This window comes from Pantoea sp. T14 (assembly GCF_036663535.1).
Taxonomy (GTDB): Bacteria; Pseudomonadota; Gammaproteobacteria; order Enterobacterales; family Enterobacteriaceae; genus Pantoea; species Pantoea phytostimulans.
Window position 1 is genome coordinate 260,964 of the sequence record NZ_JAWUEB010000025.1, and the last position, 18,420, is coordinate 279,383.

Consider the following 18,420-nt stretch of genomic DNA (forward strand, 5'->3'; position numbering starts at 1 on the left):
ATGAAATTAGGCGCGCCGTTCACTGAGTGGGTCAATTAACGAAGCGCGGCAATATGGCAGAATGGTTAATAACCGCTATCATCTAGGACATAACTTTACAATAAATATACCCGTCAGGCTTCAAGTTATACAGCGGTTAGCTGTGGCTCGAATAACCCAGGGTATACCTTGGCAGGATGCCAGGAGCAATGTCGGAAATGAGGCGGAAAATGAGTGAGCAGACTTGTACCATTATTTATAATGGCGAAGCGTTAAGCGGAGCCGCGAATCGACCTTTAATTGATTTTCTTGATGACCACGGAAAAAAATTACCTCACGTTTGTTATCACCCGGCTCTTCCCCCGCTGCAAACATGCGATGTCTGTTGGGTTGACGTGGATGGCGAACAGGTGCGTGGTTGTACGTTAACCACGCAAGACGGTATGCAAATCAGCAGTCAAACTGCCACCTCGCGTGCCGCGCAGGAAGAAGGGATGGATCGCATCCTTAATCGTCATGAGCTTTATTGTACCGTTTGTGAACACAACACCGGCGACTGCACCTTACACAATGCCGTCGCTGATATGCACATTCCGATTCAGTATTACCCTTATGAACGCAAACCCAGCGAGAAAGATCACTCCAATCCGTTTTATACCTACGACCCGGATCAATGCATTTTATGTGGGCGCTGCGTCGAAGCCTGCCAAAACGTAGAAGTGAATGAAACTTTATCCATCGATTACACTGCGGAGCATCCACGCGTGCTGTGGGATGGCGGAACGCAGATTGCGGGTTCCAGCTGTGTTAGCTGTGGACACTGCGTAACAGTTTGTCCCTGCAATGCTTTACTGGAAAAAACCATGCAGCCTGATGCCGGGCCTTTTACCGCCATGCCGCAAAAGGTAAAACGCCCGATGATTGATTTCGTTAAGGCGCTGGAAAAGAGCATCAGCATGGAACCGATCACGGCGATCTCCGTGATTGATACCGCCTTGCGCAAAGCTGAAATCAAGAAAACCAAAACCGTTTGCACCTATTGCGGCGTTGGATGCAGCTTTGAAATGTGGACGCGCGATCGCCATATCCTAAAAATTCAGCCGGTAGCTGAAGCGCCTGCGAATGGCATTTCGACCTGCATCAAGGGCAAGTTTGGCTGGGATTTTGTTAACAGTCCGAAGCGTCTCACCACGCCGCTGATACGTGAAGAAGGGCGTTTCCGTCCAGCCAGTTGGGATGAGGCGCTGGATCGCGTGGCGCAAGGATTGCGTGCCGTTGCCAACCAGCACGGCGGTGATGCCATTGGGTTTATCGGCTCAAGCAAGGCCAGCAACGAAGAAGCCTACCTGACACAAAAAATTGCCCGCCTGATCTTTGGCACCAACAACGTCGATAACTCTTCACGTTACTGCCAAAACCCTGCAACCCAAGGTCTGTTTCGGACGGTTGGATACGGAGGAGATGCGGGCAGTATCAAGGATTTACAGCTTACTGAATTGATTGTGATTGTTGGCAGTAATCTGGCTGAAAACCATCCTGTTATCGCTTCCCATATTAAACAGAGCCACAAGCACCAAGGTCAAAAGTTGCTGGTTGTTGATCCGCGCTGCCACGAAATGGCCGAGCGAGCCGATTGTTATCTGCGCGTGCGGCCTGGCACCGACATGGTATGGGCTTCAGCCATGGCGCGCTATATGTTTGACCACGGCTATGCCGATGACAAATTCCTGAGTGAACGGGTGATTCAGGTTGAGGAATATCGCGCCTCGCTTGCGCCTTTTACGCTTGAGTTTGCCAGCGATATTACCGGGCTAAGCGTTGAAGAACTGACCACCGCCGCAGAGATGATTGGTAACGCGGGCAGCGTCTGCCTGCTGTGGGCAATGGGAATTACCCAGCATAGCCATGGGGCAGATACCAGCACCGCGCTCTCTAACTTGCTGTTGGTGACAGGAAATTATGGTCGTCCCGGCACTGGAGGTTATCCAATGCGTGGCCACAACAATGTGCAGGGTGCCAGCGACTTTGGCTGCCTCAGCAATATCTATCCGGGCTATGACAAAGTCACGGATCATGCTGCGCGTGAAAAGTGGGCTAAAGCGTGGGGCGTTTCGCCTGAAGCGTTATCTGACAAGGTTGGTGCAGACAACTTCCAAATGGTGCAGGAAGCGTACGAGAAAAAAGTGCGGGCGATGTACATCATTGGCGAAGAGACCGCGTTCTCTGACGCGGATTCAACTAAAGTTCACCAAGCCTTTACACAGCTCGACTTTATGGTGGTGCAGGACATTTTCATGAGCCGTACCGCCGAATTTGCTGACGTGGTATTGCCAGGTTGCCCAAGCGTTGAGAAGGAGGGCACCTTTGTGAATACCGAACGGCGTATTCAACATTTCTCTCCGGCAATGCCGCCGCTGGGCGATAGCCGCCCCGACTGGCAAATTCTCACTGATTTAGCCGCCAGGCTGGGACATCCGTGGCGCTATCCTAATCCCGGCGCGATCATGGCAGAAACAGCCAGTATTGCGGAGATTTTCGCCGGGGTTAGCTATGAACAGCTGGTGGGCTGGCAATCACAACAGTGGCCGGTGAAGGCCGATGGCAGCAGTACACCGCTGCTCTATACCGAATCCTTCCATTTCCCGGATGGCAAAGCACGACTCTATCCACTGGAATGGCGTCCGCCGGAAGAGCGTGAAGATAGTGAGTACGATCTGCTACTGAACAATGGCCGCATGCTGGAGCATTTTCAGTCCACCAATCAGACTGGGCAAGGCGGCCGTATATCCTCGCTGTCACCGAACTGGTTTGTGGAAATTTCACCGCAACTTGCCGCTGAACGTCAGTTGAAAGAGGGAGATTGGGTTGCGATTACTTCGCGGCGCGGCACGCTTGAAGTACCGGTGGTGGTCACCGAGCGGGTTCAGGGCAATGTGCTGTTTATCCCGATTCATCATGGTAAACCTGGCGTAAATGGTTTGACCGGCGATCATCACGATCCTGACGTGAACACGCCCGCCTATAAAGAAATCGCAGTAAAAATGCAGGCGCTGGATCATCCACCGCAACCGAACCCTCTGCCTCAGCATAATTTCCGTTATGGTCAGCGCACGCCGCTCGATCATTTGCCCGTAGAAGATAAATGGCAACAGGCGGGTTATCAACAGCCACCCGCGCACGTAAAACATCCGGAGAAATTTTAATGGCCGAACGCATGCAATACGATGTGCCGCCGACGCGCACCGAACCTACCGCAAAAGAATCGCTTGATACTTTGCTGGAAAGCTTGCACCAACACGGCTTTTTACGTCTCGCCAACGATGTCGTAAAGGCCAACAGCGACATTGGTAAAATTTTGGTTGAAGGGCTTAATCGGCCCGGCTCGCAAAACGCCATTCAAAACCTCTCATTGTTAATGATGGCGCTAGGTACCATTCCGCCCGAACGCTTTAATCACATGATTCTGGCAGTTCGGGCCGCACTGATGGCGTTAAAACCCGCCAGCGAAGAGACGAAACAGCACTCAGCTGCACCGGGCTTGAAAGGTGTAATGTCTCTGCTGAAAGACGAGGCGTTATGGCAAAGCCTGCGGCCTCTGTTTGCCGGAATGGAAGCGTTCTCTCAAGAGTTACAGCGCGCAGAGGAGCCACCGGTCACCCGTTATAGCGGGAAATCGACCCGTGAGTGACGCTGATTGGGTGCTGCTGCTGTCACGCGGGCAGTTCGCATTGACAATGGGTATGCATATCACGCTGGCGGCATTAACGCTGGGTCTTGCCCCTTTTCTGGTCTGGTTTGAGGCACGCTGGCTTTGGGGTAAACAGCCCGGCGCGCGCGAAGCGCTGCATTTTTGGTTAAAGATTTTCGCGCTGACGGTGGCGATTGGCGCGGTTTCTGGCGTGGTGATGGAATTTCAGTTTGGCACCAACTGGGCCCCCTTCTCTCAACGCGTAGGTGGAATCATCGGCCCGCTGATGTTTTATGAAGTGCTGGTGGCTTTCTTTTTGGAGTCGGGGCTGACTGGCGTGATGCTGTTTGGGATGGGGCGTATCCGCCCCGGTATTCATTTTATCGTTACCTGCATGGTGGCTCTTGGTGCCTTTATCAGTGCGTTTTGGATCCTGGCCGCTAATTCCTGGATGCAAACGCCGGTTGATTTTTCTCGCGATGATGCAGGTGTATTCCATGCTAACAGCGTTATGACTCTGCTTTCTGCGCCCTCTTTTCCCTGGCGCTTTACGCATATGGTGTTGGCAACCTTGATTGCGGTGGCATTTATGATGGCAGGTGCAGCGGCATGGCGAATTCTGCACCGTCCAAAGGAAGCGGCAGCACGTATCATGTTGACCAGCGCCCTGACTTTTTGTCTATTTGCCGTGCCGCTGCAGCTGGTTATTGGCGATCTTCATGGTGAAAATACGCTGCGCTATCAGCCCGCCAAATTAGCCGCGATAGAAGGGAGCTGGAGATCACCTGCGCCGGGAGATGGAGAACCGCTGCGGCTGTTTGCGATACCCGATCAACAAATGCAGCGTAATCGTGCTGAAATCGCCGTTCCTAATCTGGGTTCGCTCTATTTGCGTCACAACTTAACCGGACATATTAAAAGCCTGAGTGAATTTCCCGCTGACTCGCTGCCGCCGGTGTTGCCGGTGTTTTTTGCTTTTCGCGTCATGGTGGGATTAGGGGCGTTAATGCTGATCACCACCTGTGTCACTAACCTTCAGCGCTGGCGTAATAAGTTGCTCACGTCACGCCGCTTGTTGTGGTGGCTGGTGTTGATGTCGCCCAGCGGATTTGTCGCGATGCTGTCGGGTTGGCTGGTGACAGAACTGGGGCGTCAACCCTGGACCGTTTATGGTTTGTTGCGCACTGCGCAAAGTGTTTCATCGCTGTCCCTGAGCTTGACGCTGGCTTCGGTTATTGGCGTGCTGTTGATTTACAGTTTCAGTTTCGCTCTTGGGCTACGTTATCTGTTGCGTTACGTTAATGCGCCGCTGCCAAAGGAAACTGAGGTTGTTGCGAATAGCTTAACGACCTCTTCGGAGAGCGGACAATGAACTTAGCCGATCTCTGCGCCCTGACACTGTTATTTTCACTGCTGATGTATGTCTGGCTGGATGGCGCGGATCTTGGCGTCGGGATGCTTTTTTTCTGGTTTGACGATGAAGAGCAGAAACAGCGCATGGTGCACAGTATTTTGCCGGTATGGGATGCCAATGAAACCTGGCTGGTGCTGGTAGCGGGTGGCCTGCTGGCACTGTTTCCTGCCGCTTACAGCAGTTTGTTTAGCGCACTCTATCTACCGGTTTTCATTATGCTACTTTGCCTGTTTCTGCGTGCGCTAGCACTGGAGTATCGTGCTCAGGCCGCTGGCGAAATGCGTCACTGGCTGGATAAATTGCTGCCGCTAAGCTCCGCACTGGCCGCTTTTTGTCAGGGTTGGTGCGCGGGCAAAGTGATGGAAGGGCAGAGTTTATTCGGCTTCAGCCTGTATGCCCTGTTGTCGGGCTTTGGCTTGATGGCTATTTATCTGATGTTAGGCTGCTGCTGGATCCGCTGGCGCATTGGAGAATCGGTTGAAGAGCGGGCAAACACGCTGGCATGGTTTTTTTGGGTGGTTGCACTGGTGCTGTTTTTGGCGCTGATCTTATTAAACCCCGATCCGTGGCAACAAACGTGGCATGGCTGGGGAAAAGCGATCTGTTTATTCATTGCGGCATTGTGGCTCATGCTGCTGATTGCGCTCTACCGATTGGGTCCCAAGTGGCAAATCGCCATAACGCTGGCTTTAATCGCCGCCGTAATGGCAGGCATTGCCTGGGGGATTTATCCGTGGCTCATTCCGCAACAGATTGATCTGCATAACAGTGCTGCGGATCAGGTTACACAAATTTTTGTGCTGACGGGTGTGGCTATCGTGATGCCGATAACCTTGATTTATCACACGTGGGCGTTTTGGGTTTTTCACGGCAAGGTTAAGTAAAGTCCCGCCGTTTTTAGCCTTGTTGATAAAGCGAAATGATGTCGTCCTGCATCGGCGATATCGCGCTACTTCTCACCCGTAAACGGCGCATTCCACGCCTCCATTTCAGCATCAATGATGGCGACTTTAGGAATGATTTCGCCACTTTTAGCCCACGCGGTGGGTTTCCATGTGCAACACTTCCTTTTCGTGGAATCGACATCGAAACATTCAGATGAGGAATAAGTAATGACTAAATTCATGATGAATAAGAAAGAAGATCTGGTTGCTGATGCGCTGGATGGCATCATTTATGCCAATCCATGGCGCAATCTGGTGCGATTAGACGTCGATCCATGGATACGTATTGTAATGCGTAATGACTGGGATAAAAAAAAGGTGGCGCTGATCTCTGGCGGAGGATCAGGACATGAGCCTGCGCATGTTGGCTTCATCGGCAAAGGGATGTTAACCGCCGCAGTGTGCGGCGATCTGTTTGCTTCTCCCAGCGTCGAAGCGGTGTATAACGCCATCGTTAATCTCACCGGCGAGGCCGGATGTTTGTTGATCGTTAAAAATTATACTGGCGATCGCCTTAACTTTGGCCTGGCGGCAGAAAAAGCGCGTAAAGCAGGTTTTGATGTCAGCATGGTTATCGTTGGCGATGATATTGCGCTGCCTGAGAATCCACAGCCGCGTGGCGTGGCAGGAACCTTGCTGGTGCATAAAATTGCGGGTTTCGTCGCCGAGCGCGGAGATGATTTAGCCACCGTGACCAAAGCGGCGGAGGCGGCAAACCAAGCCATGTCAACGATGGGCGTTGCGATGTCGAGCTGCCATTTGCCAGGTGAAGATACCGACGAACGCGTGCCGGAAGGCAGCGTGGAAATGGGGTTGGGTATTCATGGTGAGCCGGGCGTTGAGGTGATTAAATCCCAGAGCAGCCAGCAGATTGCTAAACAGCTGTTGGAAAACGTGCTGCAGAATCGAGATGCCGACAAGCCGCGCGTCTTGTTGGTGAACAATCTTGGCGGAATGTCAGCGCTGGAAATGAATCTCGTCACGCGCGATTTGATCGAATCACCGTTGAGCAACAGTGTGCAGTATCTGATTGGCCCTGCAGCAATGATGACGGCGCTGGATATGAAAGGCTATTCCGTCACCAGCCTTGAACTTTCGCCATTGTTTGAGGAGGCGATTTGCGCGCCCGTGGAAGCGGCTGGCTGGTGTAAAGCGGTCAAAGTTGAGGCTCTGAAACCGCATAAAGCTGAAAAGCAGGCGAGCGAAATTGCCTTCGAAGCGTCTGAAAACGCCCATGTCGCCCGCATTCTCAGCGCCGTTTGCGACACGCTGATCAAAAATGAAAGTGATCTGAACAAACTGGATGCTCAGGTGGGCGATGGTGACACCGGTTCGACCTTCGCCGCCGGTGCACGACACATTCTTGATGAGTGCAAAGAGCAGCACTTGCCGCTGAATACCTTGCCCGATCTGTTCGCCGTCATTGGCGAGCGACTGGCAAAAGTCATGGGCGGGTCCAGCGGTGTATTAATGGCCATTTTCTTCACCGCGGCGGGTCAGCAGCTGGCAGAAGGGAGCGCATTAGCGGAGGCTTTGCAGAAGGGGCTGGAAAAAATGAAGCATTATGGCGGTGCACAACTTGGCGACCGCACGTTAATAGATGCGCTACAACCGGCTATCGAAGCGATGATCGCAGGCAAGGATTTCAACGCCGTCGCGGATGCGGCACATAAAGGCGCGGAAAATACCGCCAGCATGACCAAAGCAAAAGCGGGGCGTTCTTCTTACCTCAATAGCGATAATTTGAAAGATGTACAAGATCCTGGTGCGGTGGCCATTGCGCGCGTATTTGCGGCGCTGAAAACCGTGAATTAACCTGCTCGCCACTCTCCCTGTTGTCGATCAAAACAGGGAGAGTTTACGCATTAAGCCTTTGTTGTAAGAACGCCAGCAGCACCCGATTGACTTCACTTCTTTGTCGGTGCTGCGGGTAGACCGCATTCAAACAGAGTGAGTCGGGATGACAGGCATCTAACACCGACACCAACTCGCCGCGTTGCAATGCCGGGCCTACAATAAATTCAGGCAAAAGCACCAAGCCTAAACCAGAGATCGCCGCGTCGCACAGCACTTCACCGTTATTGCTCATCATCGGGCCTTGTACCGCCAGCACTTTCTTTTTCCCGTCGACCTTTAGCTCCCAACCGTTTTGGCCTTCCCTACCGTAACGCAGGCAGGCGTGTTGCAGTAGATCCTCAGGAACCTTGGGTTCACCTGCACGCTTTAAGTAAGCGGGACTGCAACAGATTACCCGCTTCAGCTCGCCAAGTTGACGGGCGATCAACGTTGAGTCGCTCAAGGTGCCAATGCGGATCGCCATATCAAAGCCTTCACCAATCACATCAACATAGCGATCGGCCAGTTCAACCTGAAATTGCAACGCGGAATGTTCAGCCAAAAAATCCGCGATTAACGGTGAAAGATGGCTCATGCCAAACGACATCGGCATGCTGATTCGAAATGTGCCGTGCAACTCTTGCCGTCGCTCAGAAACGGCTTGTTCTGCTTCCTGTATGTCATCAAGGATGCGCTGCGCGTGCTGGGCAAAGACTTTACCCGCATCCGTTACCGATAATTTTCGCGTATTACGTATCAACAAACGCGCGCCCAGTGAAGCCTCAAGCGCTGCCATGCGCCGACTGACATATTGTTTCGATAGCATGAGCTGGTCGGCCGCTGCCGTGAAATTTCCGGCGTTCATCACCGCCACATATATCCGAAGATCTTCGATTTGCATATTGTCCACTTAAAGGTGACAGTGATTCATATCAGAGCTAATTGTTGAGCAAATTAGTTTACGTATACTGCTTCTCTATCGGAAGGGCAAATCCATTTCCCCAAAAAATTTAGGAGCAGACCATGATCGAGCAAAGATTATCAGAACAACGCGGCTTAGGTGATCACGGCTGGTTGAAATCACGTCATACCTTCTCATTTGCGGGCTACCGTGATCCCAAACAGATGGGTTTTTCTGACCTTCTGGTGATTAACGATGATCAGGTGGCACCCGCTCGCGGTTTTGGCGCGCACCCTCACAGCAACATGGAGATCATCTCTTATGTGCTGAAAGGCGAGTTAGCACATAAAGATTCCATGGGTACCGGTTCAGTAATCGTTCCCGGTGACGTGCAATTGATGAGCGCCGGTAGCGGAGTCACGCACAGTGAATTCAACCATTCCAGCACCAATGGCGTCCATTTTTTGCAAATCTGGATTGTGCCAGCTGAAAACGGCACGCAGCCAGGTTACCAGCAAGTTTCTGTGCCTGAAGAGGATAAACGAGGCAAATTTAGCCTGATCGTCTCGCCAGAAGGGCAAGGCAACGCGTTAAGCGTGCGTCAGGATATGCGTATCTATGCCGGTTTGTTTAATGGTGATGAGCAGCAAACCGTGACGTTAGGTGAAGATCGTTACGCTTATATTCACGTGGCGCAGGGTTCTGTCACAGTGAACGGTATTCGCTTTAACGCAGGTGATGGCGCGCGGGTTCGTAATGAAACTTCGCTTAGTTTTACCGCCGGTGATAATGCTGAGGTGCTGCTGTTCGATCTGCGTCCCGTTGAAGTGAATCGTCCTGCACATTAATCGCTGACAAAACAGCGCTTTTTAAAACGGTCAGAAATGGCCGTTTTTTTTCGTTTTCACATTCCTGATTTGCGCGTTTCTCACCAGAAATTGGGCTTGATGCATAATGAATTATTGGAACAAATCAAAGACCCTTCGCTGGGTGCAGCCAGTACGATCGCGCGTTTCGGTAAGTAATAGGATTGTTGTTTTTAGAAGGAGAAGGTGCCGGAAGGGGGCTACCGGCACCTTTGGCAGGCTTACCAGTGATATTTGTTTGAATCTTCCCAATCTTTTACTTCTTTCTCTGCACGATCTTTTTCGTAACCGTAACGTTCCTGAATTTTGCCCACCAACTGATCACGCTTGCCTTCCACAACAGTCATGTCGTCATCAGTAAGATCGCCCCATTTTTCCTTAACTTTTCCTTTGAACTGTTTCCAGTTACCACCAATTCGATCTTCATTCATTTTCGCTTTCCTTAATAATGTTTCTTTTAATTTATTGCTTTGGCAGACAGCCGTTTCGGTGTCTGTAGCGCTAAGCCTGGCACAGCCAAATTTTTTTGCTGCTTCTGATTGTGAAGTACGCAGCATATTTGGAATTAATCCTTGTTGTGGAGCAAAGCCTCGATTTATGTTTAAAGAACACCCTCTTTCACGATTAAAGCATTTCACTCAGCGTATTCAATTGGTCAGCCATACTACAGACTTGCTTTACGAATAGATTTTGCGCTAGTACCTTCTTAAATTGAAAAGTGCCGTTTGGCTTTTTTTTGAATCATTACCCGAAAAAACTTATGTACATTATTTGATAGGTTCTGATCGCGATAAACATCTTAATTCATTAGAAAAATGCAATTTTATGATTGCTCACCTCATCGTAACTACTTGATTTTAAAGTTATATTATTTGTATTCATAATTACACCCACATTAGAGATAAGTGGTGTTTAAGTTTGGTGGCGGAGTTTGCGTTAATGATTTAATTCCAGAATGGATATAGTTTATATAAATTAACATTGCCTAAGGGGGAATTCCTAAATTCAAAAAAAGCGCGGTGGTTTAATAGTTGATGATAAAAAAAACAGATATGATTAATGAAAATTCAGTGTGTAATGACTTTTCTTATTTGATCCATTTACTACTTCAGCAAACTACTTGAGACTTTTATGCTTAAACCATCATTTTATTATTTGTTAAAAAACGCGATTACTGGCAACTGGGTAATTCATCAAGCGGGTTGTGTTAATCTGCCGGCAGATGTAAACAGGATTTTTATCGGCTCTTTATATACCAAGGGTCAGGCAGTAACGGTTGCTAAAATTCATCATCCTGATGCCACGCAGTGCCCGCTTTGTTTGAATAACTTTAACCATGCAAGAAAAAAGCCGGCTTTTGGGCTGACCAATTGTCCTACACCGATAAGGCATTTACCCGGTCAGTACTAACTCAAATGAGCAAAAAGGGTACTGTTCTATACGATTTGCGTTCATCAGTACCCGCTTATTCAGCAACGATGTAGTAATTTCTACTTGTATGTTAGGTACTTTCGTCAGATGTTAAAAAACTTTAACGCAAGAAAACAGCCCTTGTTTAGGCGTTTCAGGACCGATTGTTTAGAATGAAATGGCAGCATGATGATAGGGATCAGACAGAATGTTCTGCGTGGAGTCGTCATGAGCAACATTTATTATCTTTATCCGAACAGAAAAGATATCGCCCGAAATGAATTAGATCCACTTGTAGAGCAGTTACAGCGGATAGCAGAGAAATACCATGATTACAGTTGCCTGCCAGACATCATTCGCAAATGCCTGGAAGATGCTTTGGGAGATCAGAAGCAGCGCAGCCAGTTATGATGAATCATCAGTGTCATTAACGCAGATGTTCAAAAGAAAAAACCTTCAGCAATGTGACTCAGAAAAACCTGCAGTGTGGGGGAAAGTGAGTCGCTGCAATGGGGTAATGCGTTAAAAGTGAAGCGCCTGAACGCGCAAAAGCATCATAATGCTGTTCCTGACAGGCCAAATCCCGCTCGCAGATTTGGTCTGTCAGAGCAGTTGCGCGCCCGTATAACTTTATACGCGGATCATCTCTTACTCATCCTTTCTTCGACAGAGAAATTCACTACGAATTTCTTGCCGCTCTATCGCTAGCCAAACCTTCTCTTTTATGCCCGGTTGTTACGCTCTATCAATCCTGCCTGGTGAGATAAAAGAGTCGCCGCACCTTACATCAGCACTTCCTCACCATAAGTAATAACTATTTGTCAGTGCCTGCCGATAACCCTTTGCGGATGGTCACCTGCACGCAGGAAGATCGTATAAAAAAATTCAGGGGTAAACATGAACATCACACAGCGCCTCATACTGACATTTTCAGTGCTGTTTTTAGCCATTATTAGCCAGGCAGTACTTGCAATATATTTTCTGTCTGGCTTTCAGGATCGCTTCGAGTATGTCCAGATCAATACCATCTCCTCCATCAAGGATTTAGGTCAGCTGACTGAACAAAGTAATCAGCTCGCGCTTACGCTTTATCAACATCAGAGTCAGGCTGATAACAGCAAACTGCCCGCGATTGAAGATGAAATTAAGCAGCGTGTTGCCGGTCTGAAGACGCTGACGGATTACTATTTGAAGCACGACATCTCAAACGATGAAGATGAAAGGCTGACCCACATCGCTTTTGATAACCTTCATGTGATTGAGCAGCGACTGCCCGACTTTATTGCAGCCTCTCGCGCGCATCAGGATGAGCTCAGCCGCTCCATTCTTGAGAGGAAAGAGGGCGTTGGTGATGCTATTCGGACACTGGTAGCGGGCTATCAGAAGCAGTTAGCGCTGAATATCGCGATTGGGGAGGACCTTCGTGCAACGAACCATAGCATTTACAACACCCTTTTCTGGGGCACCATTGCCGGCGTCTGCGCCACGATTCTGGTGTTTGGTCTCTTTGCCGCATCCACGATTATCCGCATACGCAACAATCTCTCTGCTATCGGCAGCATCATGACGCATTCGAGTGATAACCTTGATCTTACGGTCAGTGCTGATGAAAGTCGTCGGGACGAAATCGGCAATATGGCACGCTCATTTAATGCCCTGATGAAGCGTGTCGCGGACGCGCTGGCGTCAGTTAATGCGGCGTCTCATTCAGTGGGTAGCGCCTCAGCACAGATTGCCGCAGGCAATGAAGATCTCTCCTCACGAACCGAGCAGCAAGCCGCCTCGCTGGAGCAAACAGCAGCCAGTATGACAGAGCTGAGTGAAACGGTGCGTCAGACGGCAGATAACACTCGCCAGGCCAGTTTGCTGGCAGTTAATGCTAATCAGTTGTCAGAAAAAAGTTCAGCGTCGCTGGATGCAATGCTGGTGACGATGAAAGATATACAAGGAAGCTCGCGTCGCGTTTCAGAGATTGTTGCGTTGATTGAAGGCATTGCTTTTCAAACGAATATCCTGGCGCTGAATGCGGCAGTTGAAGCCGCTCGCGCGGGTGAACACGGTAAAGGTTTTGCGGTAGTCGCCGGCGAGGTCAGAAATCTTTCGCAGCGCTCGACCACGGCGGCAAGAGAAATTAAGCAGCTGATTAACGAATCATTCAAGCTAACTGAAACCGGTGCGGATCAGGCAAGCAACGTGGGCGAAAACATGTCGGTAATGAAAGACGCCATTCGCCAGGTTAGCGCGTTAGTTAATGAAATTGCGGCGGCAGCTCAAGAACAGAGCCAGGGAATCGAGCAAGTTCATAAAGCGGTAAACCAAATGGACGATGTGACTCAGCAAAACGCCGCGTTGGTGGAAGAAGCCTCTGCTGCGTCACAGTCACTTCAGGAACAGGCGGCCGCGCTGACCAGAATGGTTGGCGAGTTCCGCATTGATAACAGAGAAAGCAAACATGCCCTTGCGAGCAAGTCGTCACTTGCTGAATCAGACGCAATACAGAAAGTGAAAAATTTGCTGCCTAAACCGAGTCAAAGCGCGGCTGAGGAAAACTGGCAAAGCTTTTAATCGGGTAGACATTGCGTAAGTAACAGGGCAGGGCGATTCAGGGAACCCTCTTCATCGCCCTGCTGAGTGCATGACGTTAAAACTGTCTGACTAAAAGATTGAGCAGAAAAACAGGCAGCGGATGAAATCGGCAGGAATAAATAAAAGGCAGGAAAATAATATTTCAAGCGTGAGGGTTCATTAGCGAGGCGGGATATTTTAATCGCGGTAACGTGGTACTCATGAGAAAGTTTCTTCTCGCTATCTCATTCAGCAAGCCCTGTGAAAATAATTAAAATAAGGCATTGCTAAATCTTCTGAACAATGGCTTAATAGCTCCATCGGTTTGTAATACAGACCTTATGAAAGCAGTTTTAGTAAAGCAGTCCTCAGTTAAAGTGATATCCAGCGATACCCTTCTTCGAGAGCCTCCTCCTAAGTGCCAAGTAAGTAATTCTCTGCACAACAGACCATCTTCGCCGCATTAGTGGCTCAAAAATTAAGGAAGTATCTATGTCTGGTAAAATGACTGGTTTAGTAAAATGGTTTGACGCAGGTAAAGGTTTTGGCTTTATCACTCCTCAGGATGGCAGCAAAGATGTATTCGTACACTTCTCAGCCATTCAGAGCAACGATTTCAAAACCTTAGATGAAGGCCAACGCGTTGAATTCACCATCGAAAGTGGTGCTAAAGGCCCATCAGCGGCAAACGTTGTAGCAATCTAATTTGCATCTTCAGGTACGTTTACAACAGCGATGAAGGCAACAGCCTGAGCAGATAAAATACCTGATGATTAAAAAACCCGCCTCGAGCGGGTTTTTTTATGCCTGTATTTCCCCGCTATTTTTCCCCGCCCACAACATATTGAACTTGGCCTGAAAGTAGGCGCGTGCTAAGTAGAGCCTCTCTTTATTTTAAAAAATAGAAATCATTATATTTAAATTTGTATAATTAATGGTCAAATAAAAATTTAATATGTACGCAATATGAAAAATGCGGATTCATATCGATTGCGGTAAATATATTCTGATAATCAAACCGGCGTTATTGATCGCTCATCTTAGTTCTTTACCCATATTTACCAGAACTGACAATGAATATCGCTTACAGCGCTTCGGTTTCACAGAAGCCGTATTGCGATGTGGCACAACACACCTGGTAAAAAGGTAGCAGGCTAATAATAACGATAGCAATAACGGTTAAATCTGACGCCGTGTTTGATGAGAGAATCCTTTTGCCCCTTCAAGAGCTAAGCCATTGCGAGTGCCGGAGATAAGCGCCGGGTGGGGTACGCGTTTTATAAAGGTCGCCTATCGGCGGCCTTTTTTCGTTAAAGCGAATCCCAGAAGATTGTCGCTTAACGCGGCAATTCGCCTGACTCTTTGATGCTACAAACCCGCATTTAGCGCGCTTATCCCTACAGCGCACTCTTCTTATCAGCTAAATCTTCTCTTAATGAGGATGCAATGAATAATCTGCAAGCCGCATGGCCTGCTTTCCAGCGTGCGGAAATCGCTGAAGCCTGGGCAGGAACCCTTGATGTAACGCCAGATTCCAATCCGGTTATCGGACCCGTTGACCGGCTTTCGGGTTTAACGCTGGCAACAGGATTTTCAGGTCATGGATTTGGCACTTCGCCTGCAGCAGGGCAGTTGGCGGCAGATCTTGTGATTAACCACACGCCGATTATTGATCCGCATCCTTACCGTTTTGATCGCTTTTAACAAAGAAGGGTTGATGCTCTACGTAATAAAGCCGATGTTGATGGTGTGTCGAGAGAGGGGCTAATCTCGCATTAAAAAAGCCGGGATTATCCCGGCTTGCTTAGTGATTAACGCATTATTTTGACGGTGCCGGAACCGGCTTCGATTTACTGTTCCGCAAGCGTAACTTATCAATCAACTTGTGTGCTTCTGCTTTAGTGGCCACAGCAGGCGAAGAGCCTTTCAGTGGCTGACGTGCAGTTTCGCGTACTGTCAGGATAGTCACCAGGCCGATGACGCCTGCACCCATCATATAGTAAGCAGGCATCATCACGTTATGAGTGGTGTCCACCAACCAGGCAGTGATCAGCGGTGTGGTACCACCAAACAGTGAAACGGAAAGGTTAAAGCCGATTGCCAGCGCACTGTAACGAATATCGGTGGTAAACAGCGCAGGCAGCGTTGAAGGCATGGTGCCGCTAAAGCAGGTGTGCAATACCCCCAGAATCAGCAGGCCAGCAAAAACCGCCCACATGTTGCCGGTGCCGAGCAGCATAAAGCTGGGAATCGACAGCAGGATCAAGCCTACGGCACCAAAGCCAATCACCGGGCGACGGCCAATTTTGTCGGTCCATCGACCCCATAACAAGGTCAGCGGCATCATCACAAACATCGCTACCATTACCAGCAGCAAACCGCTCATCTCGTTCATACCCAGCACACCAGTCAGGTAGCTCGGCATGTAGGAAGTCAACATGTAGTTGGACACGTTAAACAGCAGTACCAGACCAATACATTTCATCATCGGCGCGCGGTATTTGCTCAGCATCTGCATCAAAGTAAGACGCGGCTTGCTCTGCTCCAGCGCTTCCTGTTTTTCCATGTGCTGCTGGAATGCGGGTGTTTCTTCCAGTTTCAGGCGTACATACAGGCCGAACAAGCCTAACGGTGCGGCGATAAAGAACGGGACACGCCAGCCCCACGACATCATGGCATCATTAGAGAGCAGCAGCGTCATGGCCGTCACCAGGCTCGCGCCGAGCAGGTAACCGGCGATAGTACCGAACTCAAGAAAACTGCCCATAAAGCCACGGCGGTTATCAGTGGAGTATTCCGCTATAAAGGTCGCTGCTCCGCCATATTCACCCCCGGTAGAAAAGCCCTGAATGAGTCGGGCTACCAGCAGCAGAATCGGCGCCATGATACCGATGGAGGAGTACGCGGGAATGAGCCCGATACAGAATGTCCCAATAGACATCATGATCATCGTCATCGCCAGCACTTTCTGCCGTCCAATACGGTCGCCAAGCGGCCCAAAGACCAGGCCGCCAATGGGGCGTACCAGGAAGGCGGCGGCAAATGTACCGAAGGTCGCGATCAGCTGCACCGCGTTGTTGGCATCCGGGAAAAAGACTTTCCCGATAATCACCGCCAGATAGCTATAAACACCGAAATCGAACCACTCCATGGCATTACCCAAGGCAGCCGCACCGACAGCACGTTTCAGCATACCGTTATCAATGACGGTGATGTCATCAACGGTCAGTTCTTTCTGCTTCTTATTCCAGAAGTGTTTTTTCGGATGTTCAGATGATTGGTTTTTGGTGGTCATATTCTCCTCATACAGCTTAATTGAGGGAGTCTTATAGCTTTCGCAGCCGCAAATATGATCGAGAAGAACGAAGGAAATGAAAGCTATAAGAAGCCCAAATTGTGGGTAAGTGAAGCGGTAAGCACCTCAGCCGCCCAACCTTAGACTATTATTGTCAGTTTTTGCAAGTTTATAGCCGGAATAACCGCAATTGTTGACAAATCCAGCAGGGCACGCCGTATTAATAGCGGATCACACCTTCAAACATTTTGTTACGCATTAATAATGTCTTATTCATTCTCATCTGTATTTTTCCAATAACGCAATACTCTGTTTAATCCCACAATCAATCCCTACTCAGGATTATTACTTTAATTAAAAGATTATAAAAATCAGTACCCTAATAATTCGCGTTATTTCCGGGAATGGCATATCGATAGCAGGATAACTTAGTAGTGAACCAGACAAGCCAATGGCAATGTTGTGTCATTACGGTCAGGCAGGATGTTAATCATGCAATCGCTAAATAAAGTGCAGCTTCCGATTATTGATTTCGCGAAATTACATGGCGATGAAGAACAGCGCCAGTTATCAATAAATGAATTAGGTCACGCCGCTCGTGAAGTGGGTTTTTTCTATCTTATTAACCATGGTATTAATCAGGTTTTATTAGATGACGTGCAGCGCGTGGCAAAGGCTTTTTTTGCTTTGCCCTTAGATGAAAAACGCAAAGTTAAAATGGCTAACTCTCCACATTTTCGTGGTTATAACCTCGCGGGTGCAGAAATAACCCGCAATCAACCCGACCATCGAGAGCAATTTGATATTGGTGCTGAACGAGAGGCGCTGCCTCACTCAGATGACGCACCCGCCTGGCAACGCTTGCAAGGCCCCAATCAATGGCCCGACGCGTTGCCAGCGTTGAAAACGTTGTTAACGCGCTGGCAACAGGAAATGACTCACGTTGCCCTTGAGCTTCTACGCGCCTTTGCCGAAGCGCTGCAATTACCCCGTAATGCTTTCGATAACCTTTACGGGCGTTATCCCAACGAGCACATCAAACTCATTCGCTATCCTGGCCGTGCAGATGATCAATCACGTCAGGGGGTTGGCGCACACAAGGACTCCGGCTTTTTGACTTTGCTGCTTCAGGACGATCAGCCCGGATTAGAGGTTGAAGTTAATCCCGGAGAATGGATTGCCGCCTCGCCGTTGCCTGGATCTTTTGTGGTGAATATTGGTGAATTACTGGAGCTTGCCACCAACGGTTATCTGCGTGCCACCGTGCACCGCGTGGTATCGCCACAAGCGCAGCGCGAACGCCTTTCCATTGCCTTCTTTCTGGGTGCACAGCTTGATGCGGTGGTGCCGCTTTACCCGCTTCCAGAATCGCTTTCGCAATTAGCGCAGGGGCCGAGCAGCGATCCTCAAAATCCTTTACTGCGTGATGTGGGCTGGAATTACCTCAAAGGACGCCTGCGCTCGCACCCCGAAGTTGCACAACGTTTTTATCCTGAATACGCCCAACAATAATGACACTGAG

14 protein-coding genes and 1 pseudogene are annotated in these 18,420 nt (G+C 49.4%); 12 read left to right on the plus strand and 3 right to left on the minus strand.

Annotation, left to right across the window (positions count from 1 at the left end; all coding sequences use genetic code 11):
* Positions 1-209: 209 nt before the first annotated feature.
* From fdhF to SC127_RS14090, 5 genes are all read left to right on the plus strand, one after another.
* Positions 210-3,182: a formate dehydrogenase subunit alpha gene (fdhF, locus tag SC127_RS14070; RefSeq protein ID WP_332626956.1), complete on the plus strand. Its 2,973-nt coding sequence runs from the start codon at positions 210-212 to the stop codon at positions 3,180-3,182.
* The gene (locus tag SC127_RS14075) at positions 3,182-3,667 is read left to right on the plus strand and encodes a DUF1641 domain-containing protein (RefSeq protein WP_243079245.1); all 486 of its coding nucleotides are present in this window, start codon (positions 3,182-3,184) and stop codon (positions 3,665-3,667) included. Before fdhF ends, SC127_RS14075 begins: the two co-directional genes overlap by 1 nt.
* Complete coding sequence (locus SC127_RS14080; protein ID WP_332626957.1) at positions 3,660-5,039, plus strand: cytochrome ubiquinol oxidase subunit I; 1,380 nt, start codon at positions 3,660-3,662, stop codon at positions 5,037-5,039. Before SC127_RS14075 ends, SC127_RS14080 begins: the two co-directional genes overlap by 8 nt.
* Complete coding sequence (locus SC127_RS14085; RefSeq protein WP_332626958.1) at positions 5,036-5,965, plus strand: cytochrome d ubiquinol oxidase subunit II; 930 nt, start codon at positions 5,036-5,038, stop codon at positions 5,963-5,965. Before SC127_RS14080 ends, SC127_RS14085 begins: the two co-directional genes overlap by 4 nt.
* A gap of 228 nt (positions 5,966-6,193) precedes the next feature.
* Entirely contained in the window at positions 6,194-7,840 is a 1,647-nt protein-coding gene (locus SC127_RS14090) for a dihydroxyacetone kinase subunit DhaK (RefSeq protein WP_332626959.1), read from the plus strand.
* A 43-nt stretch (positions 7,841-7,883) separates the two neighbouring features.
* Here SC127_RS14090 and SC127_RS14095 read toward each other — a convergent pair whose 3' ends face one another.
* Positions 7,884-8,762, minus strand: coding sequence for a LysR family transcriptional regulator (locus SC127_RS14095; protein WP_332626960.1), 879 nt, complete (start codon positions 8,760-8,762; stop codon positions 7,884-7,886).
* Positions 8,763-8,884: 122 nt separating this feature from the next.
* Between SC127_RS14095 and SC127_RS14100 the strand changes: the two genes are divergently transcribed.
* The gene (locus SC127_RS14100) at positions 8,885-9,610 is read left to right on the plus strand and encodes a pirin family protein (protein WP_243079240.1); all 726 of its coding nucleotides are present in this window, start codon (positions 8,885-8,887) and stop codon (positions 9,608-9,610) included.
* 239 nt (positions 9,611-9,849) lie between these two features.
* Here the strand turns inward: SC127_RS14100 and SC127_RS14105 are convergent, their stop codons facing one another.
* The gene (locus tag SC127_RS14105; RefSeq protein WP_215848712.1) at positions 9,850-10,059 is read right to left on the minus strand and encodes a CsbD family protein; all 210 of its coding nucleotides are present in this window, start codon (positions 10,057-10,059) and stop codon (positions 9,850-9,852) included.
* A gap of 700 nt (positions 10,060-10,759) precedes the next feature.
* On the opposite strand from SC127_RS14105, the gene SC127_RS14110 reads away from it, so the two are divergent.
* The 5 genes and pseudogenes from SC127_RS14110 to SC127_RS14130 all read left to right on the plus strand — a co-directional run.
* Positions 10,760-11,038, plus strand: a complete 279-nt coding sequence (locus SC127_RS14110; protein WP_215848579.1) for a hypothetical protein — start codon at positions 10,760-10,762, stop codon at positions 11,036-11,038.
* Between the two features lie 228 nt (positions 11,039-11,266).
* Positions 11,267-11,449 (plus strand): hypothetical protein, encoded by a 183-nt coding sequence (locus tag SC127_RS14115; protein ID WP_215848580.1) that lies wholly within the window; start codon positions 11,267-11,269, stop codon positions 11,447-11,449.
* 486 nt (positions 11,450-11,935) lie between these two features.
* Positions 11,936-13,603: a methyl-accepting chemotaxis protein gene (locus SC127_RS14120; protein WP_332626961.1), complete on the plus strand. Its 1,668-nt coding sequence runs from the start codon at positions 11,936-11,938 to the stop codon at positions 13,601-13,603.
* A 492-nt stretch (positions 13,604-14,095) separates the two neighbouring features.
* The gene (gene cspE / locus SC127_RS14125) at positions 14,096-14,308 is read left to right on the plus strand and encodes a transcription antiterminator/RNA stability regulator CspE (RefSeq protein WP_215848581.1); all 213 of its coding nucleotides are present in this window, start codon (positions 14,096-14,098) and stop codon (positions 14,306-14,308) included.
* A 726-nt stretch (positions 14,309-15,034) separates the two neighbouring features.
* A pseudogene (locus tag SC127_RS14130) lies at positions 15,035-15,307 on the plus strand (NAD(P)/FAD-dependent oxidoreductase); the annotation flags it as partial.
* A gap of 115 nt (positions 15,308-15,422) precedes the next feature.
* On the opposite strand, the gene proP reads toward SC127_RS14130, so the two are convergent.
* A complete protein-coding gene (proP, locus tag SC127_RS14135) occupies positions 15,423-16,898 on the minus strand; it encodes a glycine betaine/L-proline transporter ProP (protein ID WP_215848583.1) in 1,476 nt (491 codons plus the stop codon).
* Between the two features lie 492 nt (positions 16,899-17,390).
* Between proP and SC127_RS14140 the strand changes: the two genes are divergently transcribed.
* Positions 17,391-18,410, plus strand: a complete 1,020-nt coding sequence (locus SC127_RS14140; RefSeq protein ID WP_243079238.1) for an isopenicillin N synthase family dioxygenase — start codon at positions 17,391-17,393, stop codon at positions 18,408-18,410.
* The last annotated feature ends 10 nt before the right edge of the window (positions 18,411-18,420 follow it).